Here is a 15,005-nt window from a genome sequence, read left to right on the forward strand (position 1 = left end):
AACTTGTGGTGGTTATGCTACACTGTAAAACGAAGACTAAAAAAGGAGGAGAAGGGATGCGTACACTTATCATTATCAGCCATCCAACGATGGAGGAATCTCTGAATCAGCAATTTTTCAAAGAAGCTTCTTCCGGTTTATCCGTTACTTGGCATCATTTAGAATCAAGTTATCCAGATGGAAAGATAGATGTAAAGGCTGAGTTACAGCTCCTGGCACAGCATGATCGAATCATTTTCCAGTTTCCGTTTTACTGGTATAGTTCCCCTGCTCATTTAAAAATTTGGCAAGATAATGTGTTGGAACAAGCAACACGTGTATTAGAAGGAAAAGAATTAGGGATCGTATTGACAACAGGTGTGGCGGAAAAGGAATATCAAGCTGGAGGGAAAGAAGAATATACGATCTCCGAATTTTTGAGACCATATCAGCGAATCGCAAACAAATTCCATATGACTTATCTTTCGCCATTCGTTTTAGCACAATTTATGTATTTATCCCAAGAAAAACGTTGGGAGAAGCTAATTGCTTATCAGCAGTATCTCTCATTGGAAGGGAAGCCATCGCTTACTCAACGGATTGACTGGTTTATTCAAAGAGTACAGGAAAATCAGAAAATGCAGGAAGAAGATTCGGAAAAACAAACATATATCATAGAAGCACTGACTGACGCAAAAGAGCAGATCGAAGACTTGAGCTTTACACTGCAAGAAATGAAAGGAACTTCATTATGACAAATGAATGGTTGATCCAACAATTAGATGAATTAAGTGAAAAATCAGAATATCAAGACCGTGCACTCTTATATGAGATAAAGAAACTGATGGCTGAGATAGATGAACGAACAACGCAGTTGCAAGGAGAAATCGACGGACGATCTTGGAATCATCTCAACTGGTGAAATTTTCTTATAAATAACAAGGATAAAAATGTGCACAATGACAATTATTTGCTACAATAAGAATATGAAGCGTTTGATAACGCTGTTATACATAAAAATTGGTGGTGAAAAAAATGTATGATGAAAATGAGTGGGGAGAAAACGTTCGGATGACCCGAAGAAGACAGCAAAAACAGGCAGCACGTAAGCGGATGATCATGATTGGGGCAGCAGTTGCCGTTTTTTTGATCATAGCAGGAGGAGTAGCAGGGCTGTATTTTCACGGGAAAAATTCGTCAGATGCAAAAAGCACGACCGTAACGGAAACAACGACAAAGAAAACAGATGCGAAACAAACAAGTGAGGCATCAACTGAAACAAAAGAAACACAAACTTCTGAAGAAAAAACAGCAGATGATTTGCCAGAGCAACTCCAAGCAATCGTCAATGATTATTCGAAAAAGATGGAAGAAAAGACACCTGTGTTGATTGAAGAATACCAAACAGAAATCCAAGGAAATCAAGAGGGCATAGCTGGTTTATCCGCAGTTGCTAACCAAAAAGCACGTGAGCTCCAAGCAATCTCCGATGAAGGAATCGGAAAATTACGTGCAGCGTATCAGTCAGCAGATAATAAAGACGGTGTAGCCTTAGATACCTTGATCAATCAGCTATCGGCTAACTATACGAATCATGTCGCTAAGATTTCCGACATATATTTGCAGACGAGCGCTTCTCTTCAAGCAGAGTCAACAAGCACACAAGAAACAGCATCTTCTGAGTCTGAGACGATAGAATCAACAGAATCTTCTGGAATGCAAGCTCGAACAACGCAAGACACAACAGAAAACACTGAAACGACTACTAGCAGTACGACGTCACAGGCTGCGACAACTGTTGTTTTAGAAGGAGAAGGTCCAAATCAAATAGCTGAGCGAACTGGCGTACCAGTAGAAACGATTTTGTCACTGAATGGGATGAGTATGGATGACTATTTCCTGACTCCCGGTGAGACACTAAAATTGAATTGATAAAAGCAATAAAAAGAACGAAGACTCCCTTGATGGAAGCTTCGTTCTTTTTATTTGGCGGTTCTTTTTTCGCGTATAAAGTAATGGATCGTCATGTAAAGCAAGAAAACGAGACCAATGATTAAAGAAATCCTTGTTTCAGGATTGATAAACATGAAAATCAACACGATAGCTAAAAAAGCAAGTGTCGCATAATTCGTGTAAGGAGACAGCGGCATTTTAAAAGGATGATCATGCATTTTATCTGCGTGAGTCTTTTTGAAGCGAATCTCACTAATCAAAATCACCACCCAAGGAACCATACCAGGTAAAATACTTGAGCTGTATACGAAAACAAAGATATTTTCGGACTGGTTGATGAACATTGGCAGAAGATAGTTTAAGATCAAACCAATCAAGATTCCGCCTGAGATGGCTACGACAGGGTAAAAAGGCGCACCATGACGAGATAATTTCAGAAACTTTTTAGACATCTTTCCATTTATCGCAAGTGTATAGACCATACGGCTTGCACTGAAAATGCCTGAATTGCAACCTGATAATGCCGCTGTAATCACGACAAAATTGATCAACCCTGCAGCAAATGTAATGCCGATTTTAGAAAAAGTTTGGACAAAAGGCGAGCCAATCTCACTCAATTGATTCCACGGATAAATACTCACGATGATAAAAATGGCACCAATATAAAAAATCAAGATTCGACCGATAGTGGATTGAACAGCTTCAATGATCGTCTTTTTAGGATTCTCTGCTTCGCCAGCAGTCATTCCGATCAGTTCGATCCCTTGATAGGAAGCAACGACGATCGATAATGCAAAGAAAAAGCCTTTGACACCGCCAGTGAAGAATCCACCGTTTTTCCAAAGATTTGAAATTCCTACCGCTTGGCCATGATTACCAAATCCAAATAAAATCACCCCAAGACCTGCAATGATCATCAAAATGATTGTTATGACTTTGATGATCGAAAACCAAAATTCTAATTCGCCAAACGCCTTGACAGAAATAAGATTTGCCAGCATAAGAAATAAGACGACAATGATGCCGGGAATAATTGCTGGCAGATTGGGCCACCAATAATTCATATAAGATCCTACAGCGATTACTTCACTTATCCCTACGACAATATATTGAAAAATATTACTCCAAGCGGTCAAGTAGCCAGCCACAGGATGGATGTACTCGCTCGCGTAATTTGCAAAAGAACCAGTCGAAGGATCGACGTAAAGCATTTCGCCTAAAGCACGCATAATCAAATACAAAAAGAATCCTGCAATCGCATAAGCTCCCATCACTGAGGGCCCTGTCCAGCGTATGGTTGAGGAGGCACCCATAAACAGACCGACACCGATCGTTCCACCAAGTGCGATCATTTGGATATGACGGGCACTAAGACTCCGAGTTAACTTTTCTTCTTCCATACAAAAACTCCTTTCGTTGTTGAGTCAACAGGAAAAATAATTAAACGTTTCAATAGATAGTTGTATTATTTTTAGGTTAGCCTTATTGAACTCTTGATGTGATTCTACAGAAAATTTTCATAAAATGCGAGGAAAATTCGAAAAAAACTTTTTCATCTTTCTACTTGTAAATGCTTTCCTTTTTAGTTAAACTATATTTAAATAAAAAGTTAGGGAAACCTAAAAAGGAGTGTAGGATTTGGAACGAACGGCCATTGAAATTCAAGACCTTTCAGCCGCTTATCAAGGGAAAACTGTTTTGAAAACCATCAATTTAACAATAAAGTCACAAAAAATCACTGGTATCATCGGACCAAATGGCGCAGGAAAATCAACATTCATGAAAGCATTGCTAGAGTTGATACCAGCTTCTACTGGTAAAGTCACTTTTTCAGGACAGCCAGTAAAATCAGTCCGTAAAAAGATAGCCTATGTGGAGCAGCGAAGCGAATTGGATCTTTCTTTTCCAATCGATGTGTTAGGCGTTGTACTTTTAGGGACGTATCCATCTTTACGAATCGGACAGCGGCCCGGGAAAAAAGAAAAAGAACGAGCAAGACAAGCATTAAAAAAAGTAGGGATGGAAGACTATGCCAAAAGACAGATCAGCGAACTATCGGGTGGTCAGCTTCAGAGAGTTTTTATTGCACGAGCTCTAGCTCAAGGCGCAGAGTGGATCTTTTTAGATGAACCATTCGTAGGAATCGATGCATTGAGTGAACGAAAAATCTTTGACATCTTGCAAGAGTTGAAGAATTCAGGAAAAACGATTCTGATCGTCCATCATGATCTTCATAAAGTAGAAGAATATTTCGATGAAGTTGTTCTTTTAAATAAACAGCTGATCGCTTCTGGTCCAGTACAAGAAGTCTTTACATCAAAGAATCTTCAACTGGCCTATGGTGAGATCATCGGACATTTAGTAAAAGGAGGAGAGAAAAAATGATCCAATCTTTTATTGATGGATTGATGAATTATCAATTTCTACAATATGCTTTGGTCACTTCTATGCTTGTAGGACTTGCTTCTGGAGTCATCGGTTCCTTTATTATTTTACGTGGGATGTCTTTGATGGGAGATGCTATCTCTCACGCAGTTCTTCCAGGTGTAGCCATTTCTTATATGTTTGGTTTTAGTTACATTTTTGGAGCCACTGCTTTTGGGATGTTGACAGCAGCGGTGATTGGTTTCGTGACACAGCGAAGCCGATTGAAAAATGATACAGCGATTGGGATTGTCTTTAGTTCGTTTTTTGCATTAGGGATCATCTTGATTTCATATGCTCAAAGTGCGACAGACCTGTATCATATTTTATTTGGGAATGTCTTAGCTGTTAGGGAGAGCGATCTGCTGCTGACAGCACTAGTCAGCGGAATCGTCTTGATATTTGTCTTTTTCTTTTATAAAGAATTGAAGATCACATCATTCGATCCAACAATGGCAAAAGCTTATGGGCTGAACACATCGCTGATCCATTATCTTTTGATGTTCTTTTTGACATTAGTGGCTGTAGTCAGTTTGCAGACGGTAGGAACGATCTTGGTGATTGCCATGTTGATCACACCAGCCGCCACGGCTTACTTGCTAACGAACCATTTACTGAAAATGATCATTACAGCTGCAGGAATCGGTATGTTCAGTGCCGTTGTCGGCGTATTTTTCAGTTATAGTTACAATTGGCCATCAGGAGCTACGATCGTGTTAGCATGTACCGCATTTTTTATCCTTGCTTTTTTATTTTCTCCAACAAAAGGAATTTTATTTCAGAAAGGAAGCAGATAGATGAAAACAAAGAAATCACTCTTTTTTATCCTGGCAATTAGTTTATTAGCATTAGTTGGCTGCGGAAAGCAAACTTCAAATCAAGCAGACGAAGTAAGTAAAGAAAAGCTGTCAGTCGTGGCAACCAATTCGATTTTGGCGGATATGGCAAAAGAGGTCGGAACAGATAAAATAGATATCCACAGTATCGTACCAGTCGGAACAGATCCGCATGAATATGAAGTACTACCAGAAGACATCAAAAAGGCAAGCGACGCAGATGTCATTTTGTACAACGGATTGAATCTTGAAACAGGTAACAGTTGGTTCGATAACTTGATGGAAACGGCTAAAAAAGAAGAAGGAAAAGATTATTTTGCAGTTAGCAAAAATGTAGAACCTCTTTATTTAACTAGCGGTGAAGAACATACAAAAGCGGATCCTCATGCTTGGCTAGACCTGTCTAACGGAATAAAATATGTGCAGGAAATCGCACGTATATTCTCTGAAAAAGATGCAGAAAATGCGACACATTATAAGCGAAATGCAGAAACATACGTGGAAAAACTAAAAGAATTAGATACACAAGCGAAGGAAAGTTTTGCTTCTATCGAAGAGAACAAAAAATTATTAGTAACAAGTGAAGGAGCATTCAAATATTTTTCAAGGGCTTATGATTTGCCAGCAGCATATATATGGGAAATCAATACAGAAAGCCAAGGCACGCCTGACCAAATGAAAGCAATTATTGATCAGGTAAGAGCAAAAGAAGTGCCAGTTTTATTCGTGGAAACTAGTGTAGATCCAAGAAGTATGGAACGAGTAGCAAAAGAAACGGGTTTGGAAATTTATGATAAATTGTTCACTGATTCTATAGCCAAAGAAGGGGAACAAGGAGATTCTTACTATCAGATGATGAAATGGAACATCGAAACAATCCATGAAGGTTTATCCCAAACAAAAGAGAGCTGAAAAACGCAAGGTCTGGCTTAAGGAGCGGACCTTGCGTTTTTTTTACAAGAAACCGGAAAAAATTATGATGTTTTTCGGCGTACAGATACCCTTTTTGAGAAAATTCCGTTATAGTTAGAGTAAGGAAGGAAGGTGTGGCTATGAATTTTACACGTAAAGATAAATATACGATTAAAGAAGAAGTATTTCGATTGATCAACCAGCAAGAAAATACTGACAAGGATCAAGACCTTCAATTTCTTGAAGCAGAATTAGCTAAATTATTCATAGCAAATCAAAACGAGACAACAGAACCAGATGAAGAGCTGTACATAGGCAAATGGTTGTTTGATGAATTTCAGCCTTTAGATGAAAATACCGGTATCGGTTATTTTGTGTTCCTTTCTCCAGTCGGCTTCACACCTGGCGTATTAGTTAAACAAAACGACGAAATCACCGTCAAAGCATGGCCTGCTTTGTTTTCAGTAATCAAAGCAGAAGGAGTGATCAAAAAGATCCAGTCGGCCTATTATAAAAGTCAATTTATTGCCAACAGCAAATTAATGAATATGTTTTATAACCGCCTAGTAGAAATTGCCAGACCCGGGAAGATCCCGCAAACATTCACGTATACGCAGCAAAAAAATCTCTATGAAGAAGTACTGTATTCCCGCGATCTGTCTGAGTTTTCACCATGGGAAGAGGTAAGACTCCATGAATTGTTAAGTACAAAACCAGTTTCTTTGAATTTTTTCAACGCATTGGATAACAAAAGAAAATTGATTTCGACAAATTATTGGGAAGTATTTGCTGCAAGAAAAAAATGGATGGAAGAAAAGAAGATTGCTGATCAGCAAATCCAGTTTGTCCAACTGAAAAAAGAAAAACTATATTATGGATTATACAGCCGTTAACAGCAAGCGAGGAAGACCATGACATTAAAAGAAGAAATTATACAAGAAAGCAAACGATTAGGAATTGACAAGATCGGGTTTACGACGGCGGAGCCTTTTGATTCATTAAAAGAGTCGTTGGAAGAGCAAAAAGCAGCCGGACATACTTCTGGTTTCGAACACCCAAATATCGATGAGCGACTTTACCCAGAAATGACATTTGATCAGCCAAAATCAATCATTTCCATTGCTCTTGCGTATCCTACTAGGATCCATGAAGAAGTACCTAGGGATGAAAAACGGGGGCAATTCGCTCGTGCCTCATGGGGGATCGACTATCATGATATACTGAGAGACCGATTGAATCGATTGATCGAATTCATCCAAACAAGAGCAGAAAAATGGCAAAAAGAAGAGGAATGGCGTCTAGCTCCGCAAGTAGACACTGGGGAACTGATCGATGTCGCTGTAGCACAGCGAGCTGGATTAGGATTTATCGGCCGAAACGGATTGCTGATCACCGAAGAGTTCGGTTCATTTGTCTATCTTGGTGAAATCGTCACTAATATCGTATTTGAGCCGGATAAACCAGGAGAGTTTGGTTGCGGTGACTGTATGCGCTGTGTGACTGCTTGTCCGACGAAAGCATTGCTTGGTGATGGCAGAATGAATGCACAGCGATGTTTATCTTATCAAACGCAGACAAAAGGGATGATGCCCGAAGAATATCGGAAAAAAATGCGAAATGTCATTTATGGATGCGATATCTGCCAGTTAGTCTGCCCTTACAATCAAGGAAAAGATTTTCATTTTCATGAAGAGATGGAACCAAAAATAGATGAAGTATATCCAAAATTAAAGCCGATGCTGTCGATGTCGAATAAAAATTTCAAGCAGCAATTTGGGCATTTAGCCGGTTCGTGGCGTGGAAAAAAACCTTTGCAGAGAAACGCATTGATTGCTTTAGCTAATCTAGGAGATCGAACGGCATTGCCTGAGATTTCAGAATGTTTAACGGATGTCCGCCCTGTCATCAGAGGAACAGCAGCTTGGGCTATTGGACGTCTCGGAACAAAAGAGCCAAAAAAATGGCTTGATGTATTAGATGAAACATTAGCTAAAGAATCGGAAGAAGTCGTCATAAATGAACTAGAACATGCACAAAAATTGTTGCGGAGAAAGTTAAAATAAAAAAATAGTAAGCATTATTCATTGTTTTTGTCCAGTAATTGTTGTAACAATTACTGGTTTTTTTGTATTTTTTACGTTTTTTTAATAGAATTTGATAAAAATCAAATATTTTTTTCCTTTTTTTTATAGATTATTGCAGTAAATATTACAGAAAACGTGTTTTTTATTCAAAAATAAAAAAACACAGAAAAACGATTACTTTGCTTATATAACAACGATCTGATGGTTTTACATCAAAAAAATTTTTGTTCAAATGTTACAAATATTAAATAATCCGTCATTTTGTCATTAAATGTCATGATTCTTTTACCTATGAAATATTTCTAAATGATAAAGTTAATAGCGTCGAAAGAATAAAAAACGGAGAAAAAAAGGAGTTTAATATGAATTCATTTAAGAAAATTGTTTTAGGTACAACTTTTGCTGCTGGTGCTACTGCAATGTTTGTAGGAACTACAAATGCTCACGCTGATGAAGTTTACACAGTAAAATCAGGTGATTCATTATCTAAGATTTCACAAAAATTTGCAGGAGACAACTCAATGATCGATGCAATTGCTGAAAAGAATTCAATTGCAGACATCAACCGCATTTATGTTGGTGAACAATTAACAATCCCAACTTCAAATGATTCTTCAGCAACAACAGAAAGCAACACAACAGAAAATACAGCATCTACAACTGAAACAGCAACGCAAGAACATACATACGTTGCACCTGTTGAAACAGTTGAAGTAGCTCCTGCTGCCCCAGCTGTTGCAACGGCGCCAACTTCAAGCTCTGCAAAAGAATGGATCGCACAAAAAGAATCAGGCGGTTCATACACAGCTACTAACGGACGTTACATCGGCCGTTACCAATTAGATGCTTCATACTTAAACGGCGACTATTCAGCTGCCAATCAAGAACGTGTAGCAGAACAATACGTAACATCTCGTTATGGTTCATGGGATGCTGCTAAAACATTCTGGTTAGCAAACGGTTGGTACTAAGCCGATAAAAGAAAAATGATGAAACCGAGAGTCTTGTTTATTCAAGTTCTCGGTTTTTTTTATGAAAAATAAATGATTTGTTTCCCTCTGCACAGCAGTACAAATAAAAACTCGGATAATGTATAATAAAGAAAACGCTTTTTTGTTTAGGGGATGAGGAGGAGCCATGAGTACAAAAGAGAGTCTCGAACTAGAGAAAATCACAAGTGAAAATCCACTGTTATCCAGTATTCGATCCATTGTTGAAACGGCATTCTACGGTAATAATGTGCAAAAAGTTTTTGACAGGGAAACAGCTTATCAACTAGCAAAAGGGAGTCCAGGAACGATCATCACAGATTTAACGGTCTCACATGCTGAAGAACTAGATTTACCAGCTGACGCTAGGACACTAGTATTCAATGATGGGAGTATTGTAGGAAGAACAGCAAGTGCTCGGCGTATCTTTGAGGACTTGGACAAGGAGCAAAGTAAATATGAGAAGATCTTGAGAGAAGCCGTGTATCAAAGTCGAAAGCGACAATTTTATCATACAAAAGTAATCGTTGGTCTATCTGAAGAATTTTCTGTACAAAGTCATTTGTTGATTCCAGAAGGATTTGAGAACAATCTGTATTCTTATATACTGAATTTTCAGCCAGCGAATGCGAAGATTTTGGCTACTTATCAAAAATCTGTGTCCTTTGACGAGGGAGATCTTTATATCTTTTGTGATCCCGAATGGACGCATGAAGCCTTTCCCAATGGACTCGTTTTATTTGATTCTCTCCATAATACAGCTGCTGTGCTAGGATTACGTTACTTTGGGGAATTAAAAAAAGCGACTTTGACGCTTGCTTGGGCATTGGGGAGTCGCAATGGTTTTATTGCCTGCCATGGCGGGATGAAACAATATACTAGTAATGATCAGACTTATACGATGGCTGTATTTGGGTTGTCCGGTTCTGGAAAATCAACGATCACCTTAGCACAACATTCGGAAGGGCACTCTGTTACGATCCTACATGACGATGCTTTTGTTATTTCTAGAAAAAATGGTTTTGCTACTGCCTTGGAACCTTCTTACTTTGATAAAACACAAGACTATCCGTCTGATGACCCGGCCATTTCTTTTTTCCTTACTTGTCAGAATGTGGGCGTGACATGTACAAGTAAAGGAGAAAAAGTTCTAGTGACAGGAGATATACGAAACGGAAATGGACGGACAGTCAAATCACGTTATGCGACACCAGACCGAGTCAATCATCTTAGCGAAAAGATCGATGCTGTTTTTTGGATCATGAAAGATGATTCACTTCCGCCAATTATCAAGATCAATGATCCGGTTTTAGCAGCGTCTTTTGGTGCAACATTAGCAACAAAACGATCAGATGCGGAAAATATCACTACAAAAAGACAGCTAGATGAGTTAGTCATTGAACCATTTGCTAATCCTTTCCGTGTCTATCCTCTTAGGGAAGACTATCAAGCTTTTCGAGAGTTGTTTTTGAAACAGCAAACAGCCTGCTATGTCTTGAATACTGGATACTTCGATGATAAAAAAATTAAACCTGAAACGACATTGTCAATCGTTGAAAGAATCGTGCAAGAAACGGCAGAATTCAAGTCGTTTGGTCCGTTTGAAGATATCCACTATTTACCTATACCAGATTTTCCTGTTTCTTTTGAGGATACATCCTATAAAAATCTGGTGAAACAACGACTTGATATTCGTTTACGATTCATTGAAGCTCAGATAGGAAAAAATCTCTTGCCAGATGAAGCAAAAGAAAGTTTGGAGAATTTGATTCAGAAATTGAACTAAAATAACAGCTTTTTCAAGAAGTAATCCATGCGCAATATCGCTCGGGATCCTTGCTTGAAAAAGCTGTTTTTCTATGATGGATTTTTCGTAATATAGGTGGAGATGTCCTTTTGATAATCTTCCGTAGGCCAATGACCAGTATTTAAGAAGTTGGCTAATAGATAGCCGATATAAGGACCTGTCGTCAAACCAGAAGAGCCTAGACCGCTAGCAGCCAGTAGACTTGGGTCATCTGGCAATACGCCGAAGAATGGGGAAAAATCTGACGTATAAGCACGGGTGCCTACACGGAACTCGTATGGCCAGTTTTTTATCTGATCTGAATCAGCCAAGAACTGTTCTGTACTCTTAGTCAATCCCTTATAAGCTTCGCTAGTAGGAGCCAAATCCCAGCCTTGATCGTTCTCATGGGTAGCACCTAAAAGGATCTTTCCGTCCATAAAAGGAATGAAATCAGCTTCTCCGTCAAGCATAGCAACAGGCCAGTCTTGACTCATCTTATAAGATGTCTGAAATGCTAAAAGCTGCCCTTTTTGCGGACGTATATCTGCAGAATAGCCTAAATTTTTTAATAGAGGCTTAAGTGCAGGACCAGGTGTCAAGATTACGCGGTCAGCTGTGTATTCTCCAAATGGTCCCTTGATGAGCCAAGAATCGTTCTTCTTATGCAAGGTGACTTTTGCCTGGATCTGCTCGATTTGTTTTTGTACTAAACGCTGACCAAGATGTTCTAAATATGCTTTTCCATCCAGACGACCGCCACCACTGATACGCAGTGAAACTGCTGGCTTCAATAACGGAAGAGCTTGGGATGTCTTTTCAGGTGAAAGCCATTCGATGTTTCCAATTTCTGGTGCTTCTTCTTTTCGTTTCTCCGCAAGAACAGCTAATTCAGCTAAATCTTTTTCAGGTCGAAGCAAAAGTGTCCCTGATTGTGCATAAATCGTTTGATCAAGTTGGAAATCTTTTATGAGTTTAGGGAAAAAAGCAGCGCCGTCTTTAGCTAGACGATACCATTGTTTGTTTCTGCGTTTTGACAACCAAGGGGAGATGATCCCAGCGCTTGCTTTCGTTGCCTGTCCTGTTCCTTCATCAAACAAAGCAACATCGAATGTTGATGTGTCCAAGTAATTGGCTAGGGTCATACCAATGATCCCGCCACCGATAATGGCAATTTTTTCCATAAAAAAGCCTCCTTTTACAAACAACCATTTTCACACAAAAAAACGGCAGATGCAACACCTGCCGTATATGGAAACTACGCTTTTTTAGCAAAAAACAGAGAATAGACGAATCGAGCAAAGCTGATAAGAAGCAACAGCAATAAGACGCCCAATGCCGCTTTTGATCCTAATGTAGTAGACACTTTGTAACTATGGGAAGTATGATGCTGAACATAATTGATAATAACCGCTACTAATGAAGTAGCCACAGCACCAGAAAACTGTTGCAAGGTATTGAACATTGCATTCCCGTCTCCTTGCAGTTCTTCATTCAGTGCATTCATTCCAGTCGTCATCATATTGCTGTAAGACAATCCTATACCGACCATATAAAAAACATGACAGGCAATCAATACACCCAATGAAGCGTGTCCGATAAGCAGGAATAATGCTAGCCAACCAATCAAAGAAAGGATCAGTCCAGCAAAAATTGGCTTCTTCGGACCATATTGATCCAGCATTTTACCAGAAAAAGGAGAAAGCAAAGCACCAACCGCTGCACCGGGAAGCATGGCTAATCCAGCGACAAAAGGACTGCTTCCTTGAACGATCTGAAGGAAATTCGGTAAGACAAAAGACACACCAAGTAATAAAAACTGATAAACCAAGAAACCAATCAAAAACAAACGGAATGTTTTATTTGAAAGAATGGACAGTCGGATCAGCGGATGTTCCACTTTTTTACTTCGATAGTAAAATAGGAACCAGCCAATCCCGCCGATGATCAAAGCAATCCAACTAGAAAGTGTTCCCAACGTACTCAAAAATGTCAGACTTCCACTAAACAAAAGAAAGATTCCTAAAACGCTCCACCAATCCAAATAACCATTTTTTTGTACTGCCATCTCGGGAATAGCAAACCAGCCGATAATCAAAGAAAGGATCAAAATGGGCACAAGAAACAGGAAAATATGATTCCATGTAAAATGGGAAGTCATAATGCCTCCGTAAGTGGGGCCAATCGCTGGAGCAATGGCCGTTGTCAAAGTACCGACACCCATCATCGCGCCTCGTCGATTGAGGGGGGCAAATGTCAAGATAATATGGAACATCAACGGAAGAGCGATACCTGTCGCTGCCCCTTGGAGCAATCGACCAAACAATAGGACCATGAAGGTAGGAGAGAAGAAGTCGATCATTATACCTGCCAAGAAAAGCAGATTTGAAGCTAAAAAGAGTTTTTTGAGACTAAAATTGCGATTCAAATAAGTAGATAGCGGAACAATGATCGAAATCATCAAAAGATAAATCGTTGTTACCCATTGGACTTGTGCGGTCGTTAAATCAAACTGTCTAATAAGAGTGGGGAAAGTTACATTCATGGCCGTCTCGATCAATACGCCCGCAAAAGACATCATCCCTGTTGCAATTACTGCAGGTACTAAAAGCAGCTGTTTTTGTTTCGTCATTTACATCACCTCTAAAAAATTTCGTAAAAAAAGAGAGTGATTTCTATTATAAAAATAGAAACCGCCTCTCTCTCGACACGCCGAAACGTGTTATCTGTACGATTTATTTACTTAACTTATTCTAGCACAAACTGAAAAATAGTGTCAACACGATTAGCCAAGTCACTCAAAAAGAGGTATGATAATAAATAACTAAATGGAATTTCTCGGAGGAAGAAAAATGGAAAAAATCGAATGGCGTAAAGACAAGAGCTATAGTATGAAAAAAAGCCCGCAAATACTAGAGGTTCCTAAAAAACCATTCTTTAGCATCAGAGGGTTCGGGGATCCGAATCAGGAAGACTTTAAACGAAGAGTAGCCTGTCTATATGCAGTCAGCTATGCAATACGCATGTCGCCTAAAAAAAATTGGCTGATTCCTGATTATCAGCTGTATACTGTCTATCCATTGGAAGGACAATGGGGACTGCAAGAAAAGTATTTGCATGAACCAGTGATGAAAAAAGAACATTTTTCTTATCAATTGATGATCCGACAGCCTGACTTTGTTACAGAAGCGATAGCACAAGAAGCCATTCAGCGTTCTCTGAGCAAACTTCCGGAAGACTTGAGAGAACAAGTAGCATTCGGAAAGATGGAAGAAGGTCTTTGTGCCCAAATCTTACACATCGGTTCCTATGATGAAGAACCAGAATCCTTTGAGAAATTAGAAGCATTCATTGCAGAAGAAGGCTATCAAAGAACTTCTAAAGAACATAAAGAAATCTATATCAGCGATCCACGAAAATCTGCACCTGAAAAAATGAAGACGATTTTGCGTGTCAAAATAGAAAAAGGATAGCAACCTGAATAAAACCGAAAAAATAAAAGTAAAAAATACCAAAATGAGAAGAAATATTACTTGTCTTTTGCTATAATCAATATTGAGAGGTGTCTAATATGAAAAAAAAACAGCGACAAGCATTGATCCGCCAAATGATTACAGAACAACCGATTGGGACACAGGAAGAGCTGCTTACACGGTTGCATGAAGCAGGTGCCGATGTGACTCAAGCTACGATTTCTCGAGACATCAGAGAAATGAAGTTAGTAAAAAGCCAAAATGAAAATAAAATAGTATGCTATACATTATTTAACCAACCATCTGTTTCTTTAAATGAAGAACGTTTGCGTACGGCAATTAGGCGTGAGGTTTTACGTATACAGTCTGTTCAATTCATGGTCATCGTATTGACTGAACGAAATGGCGCTGATGTGGTAACGAATTGGTTAGACGAAGTTGCTTATCCCGAAGTTGTTGGAACGATGGCAGGTGTAGATACATTCATTATTATTTGCCGCTCAGAAGAAGAAGCACAGCGGTTTGCGGAAAAATTAGAAAAAATGAGGGAATAAATGAGGAGGACTTTT

At 39.1% G+C, this 15,005-nt stretch carries 15 protein-coding genes; 12 read left to right on the plus strand and 3 right to left on the minus strand.

From position 1 onward, the window contains the following. The first annotated feature begins 56 nt into the window (after window positions 1–56). The 3 genes from AC1F25_RS00145 (at window position 57) to AC1F25_RS00155 (ending at window position 1,911) form a co-directional block, all read left to right on the plus strand. Window positions 57–734: an NAD(P)H-dependent oxidoreductase gene (locus AC1F25_RS00145; protein ID WP_002308129.1), complete on the plus strand. Its 678-nt coding sequence runs from the start codon at window positions 57–59 to the stop codon at window positions 732–734. Further along, window positions 731–901, plus strand: a complete 171-nt coding sequence (locus tag AC1F25_RS00150) for a hypothetical protein (protein ID WP_002291423.1) — start codon at window positions 731–733, stop codon at window positions 899–901. The genes AC1F25_RS00145 and AC1F25_RS00150 overlap by 4 nt, the downstream gene beginning before the upstream one ends. 113 nt (window positions 902–1,014) lie before the next feature. Next, the gene (locus AC1F25_RS00155) at window positions 1,015–1,911 is read left to right on the plus strand and encodes a LysM peptidoglycan-binding domain-containing protein (protein WP_002308132.1); all 897 of its coding nucleotides are present in this window, start codon (window positions 1,015–1,017) and stop codon (window positions 1,909–1,911) included. 50 nt (window positions 1,912–1,961) lie between these two features. Here AC1F25_RS00155 and AC1F25_RS00160 read toward each other — a convergent pair whose 3' ends face one another. Beyond that, a complete protein-coding gene (locus AC1F25_RS00160) occupies window positions 1,962–3,332 on the minus strand; it encodes an amino acid permease (protein ID WP_002308133.1) in 1,371 nt (456 codons plus the stop codon). Between the two features lie 238 nt (window positions 3,333–3,570). Between AC1F25_RS00160 and AC1F25_RS00165 the strand changes: the two genes are divergently transcribed. The 7 genes from AC1F25_RS00165 to AC1F25_RS00195 all read left to right on the plus strand — a co-directional run bounded on the left by AC1F25_RS00165 (window position 3,571) and on the right by AC1F25_RS00195 (window position 10,963). Beyond that, window positions 3,571–4,317: a metal ABC transporter ATP-binding protein gene (locus AC1F25_RS00165; RefSeq protein ID WP_002308135.1), complete on the plus strand. Its 747-nt coding sequence runs from the start codon at window positions 3,571–3,573 to the stop codon at window positions 4,315–4,317. Continuing rightward, entirely contained in the window at window positions 4,314–5,153 is an 840-nt protein-coding gene (locus tag AC1F25_RS00170) for a metal ABC transporter permease (RefSeq protein ID WP_002308137.1), read from the plus strand. The genes AC1F25_RS00165 and AC1F25_RS00170 overlap by 4 nt, the downstream gene beginning before the upstream one ends. Continuing rightward, window positions 5,154–6,104 carry an Mn/Fe ABC transporter substrate-binding lipoprotein EfaA gene (efaA, locus tag AC1F25_RS00175; RefSeq protein ID WP_025477071.1) on the plus strand — a complete coding sequence of 317 codons (951 nt, stop codon included), beginning with the start codon at window positions 5,154–5,156 and terminating at the stop codon, window positions 6,102–6,104. A gap of 140 nt (window positions 6,105–6,244) precedes the next feature. Continuing rightward, window positions 6,245–6,997, plus strand: a complete 753-nt coding sequence (locus AC1F25_RS00180) for a hypothetical protein (protein WP_002308140.1) — start codon at window positions 6,245–6,247, stop codon at window positions 6,995–6,997. Between the two features lie 18 nt (window positions 6,998–7,015). Then, window positions 7,016–8,167: a tRNA epoxyqueuosine(34) reductase QueG gene (queG, locus tag AC1F25_RS00185; RefSeq protein WP_479994153.1), complete on the plus strand. Its 1,152-nt coding sequence runs from the start codon at window positions 7,016–7,018 to the stop codon at window positions 8,165–8,167. 383 nt (window positions 8,168–8,550) lie between these two features. Next, window positions 8,551–9,159 (plus strand): aggregation-promoting factor, encoded by a 609-nt coding sequence (apf, locus tag AC1F25_RS00190; RefSeq protein WP_002308148.1) that lies wholly within the window; start codon window positions 8,551–8,553, stop codon window positions 9,157–9,159. 166 nt (window positions 9,160–9,325) lie between these two features. Beyond that, window positions 9,326–10,963: a phosphoenolpyruvate carboxykinase (ATP) gene (locus AC1F25_RS00195; RefSeq protein WP_002313344.1), complete on the plus strand. Its 1,638-nt coding sequence runs from the start codon at window positions 9,326–9,328 to the stop codon at window positions 10,961–10,963. A 71-nt stretch (window positions 10,964–11,034) separates the two neighbouring features. On the opposite strand, the gene AC1F25_RS00200 is transcribed toward AC1F25_RS00195, so the two are convergent. Both AC1F25_RS00200 and AC1F25_RS00205 read right to left on the minus strand, forming a co-directional pair. Continuing rightward, on the minus strand, window positions 11,035–12,147 hold the full coding sequence (locus tag AC1F25_RS00200; RefSeq protein ID WP_002344577.1) for an NAD(P)/FAD-dependent oxidoreductase: 1,113 nt from the start codon (window positions 12,145–12,147) through the stop codon (window positions 11,035–11,037). A gap of 74 nt (window positions 12,148–12,221) precedes the next feature. Beyond that, entirely contained in the window at window positions 12,222–13,595 is a 1,374-nt protein-coding gene (locus AC1F25_RS00205) for an MFS transporter (protein ID WP_002344576.1), read from the minus strand. A gap of 220 nt (window positions 13,596–13,815) precedes the next feature. Between AC1F25_RS00205 and AC1F25_RS00210 the strand changes: the two genes are divergently transcribed. Next, window positions 13,816–14,436, plus strand: a complete 621-nt coding sequence (locus AC1F25_RS00210; RefSeq protein ID WP_002344575.1) for a GyrI-like domain-containing protein — start codon at window positions 13,816–13,818, stop codon at window positions 14,434–14,436. Between the two features lie 98 nt (window positions 14,437–14,534). Then, on the plus strand, window positions 14,535–14,990 hold the full coding sequence (locus AC1F25_RS00215; protein WP_002308154.1) for an arginine repressor: 456 nt from the start codon (window positions 14,535–14,537) through the stop codon (window positions 14,988–14,990). Window positions 14,991–15,005: the final 15 nt, after the last annotated feature.

The organism is Enterococcus sp. M-BR2 (assembly GCF_056612775.1).

Coding starts and splice junctions, on each gene's coding strand:
- AC1F25_RS00200 (WP_002344577.1), bottom strand. CDS start 12,147: ATGGAAAAAATTGCCATTATCGGTGGCGGGATCATTGGTATGACCCTA.
- AC1F25_RS00160 (WP_002308133.1), bottom strand. CDS start 3,332: ATGGAAGAAGAAAAGTTAACTCGGAGTCTTAGTGCCCGTCATATCCAA.
- efaA (WP_025477071.1), top strand. CDS start 5,154: ATGAAAACAAAGAAATCACTCTTTTTTATCCTGGCAATTAGTTTATTA.
- AC1F25_RS00170 (WP_002308137.1), top strand. CDS start 4,314: ATGATCCAATCTTTTATTGATGGATTGATGAATTATCAATTTCTACAA.
- AC1F25_RS00205 (WP_002344576.1), bottom strand. CDS start 13,595: ATGACGAAACAAAAACAGCTGCTTTTAGTACCTGCAGTAATTGCAACA.
- AC1F25_RS00150 (WP_002291423.1), top strand. CDS start 731: ATGACAAATGAATGGTTGATCCAACAATTAGATGAATTAAGTGAAAAA.
- AC1F25_RS00210 (WP_002344575.1), top strand. CDS start 13,816: ATGGAAAAAATCGAATGGCGTAAAGACAAGAGCTATAGTATGAAAAAA.
- queG (WP_479994153.1), top strand. CDS start 7,016: ATGACATTAAAAGAAGAAATTATACAAGAAAGCAAACGATTAGGAATT.
- AC1F25_RS00195 (WP_002313344.1), top strand. CDS start 9,326: ATGAGTACAAAAGAGAGTCTCGAACTAGAGAAAATCACAAGTGAAAAT.
- apf (WP_002308148.1), top strand. CDS start 8,551: ATGAATTCATTTAAGAAAATTGTTTTAGGTACAACTTTTGCTGCTGGT.
- AC1F25_RS00145 (WP_002308129.1), top strand. CDS start 57: ATGCGTACACTTATCATTATCAGCCATCCAACGATGGAGGAATCTCTG.
- AC1F25_RS00180 (WP_002308140.1), top strand. CDS start 6,245: ATGAATTTTACACGTAAAGATAAATATACGATTAAAGAAGAAGTATTT.
- AC1F25_RS00155 (WP_002308132.1), top strand. CDS start 1,015: ATGTATGATGAAAATGAGTGGGGAGAAAACGTTCGGATGACCCGAAGA.
- AC1F25_RS00215 (WP_002308154.1), top strand. CDS start 14,535: ATGAAAAAAAAACAGCGACAAGCATTGATCCGCCAAATGATTACAGAA.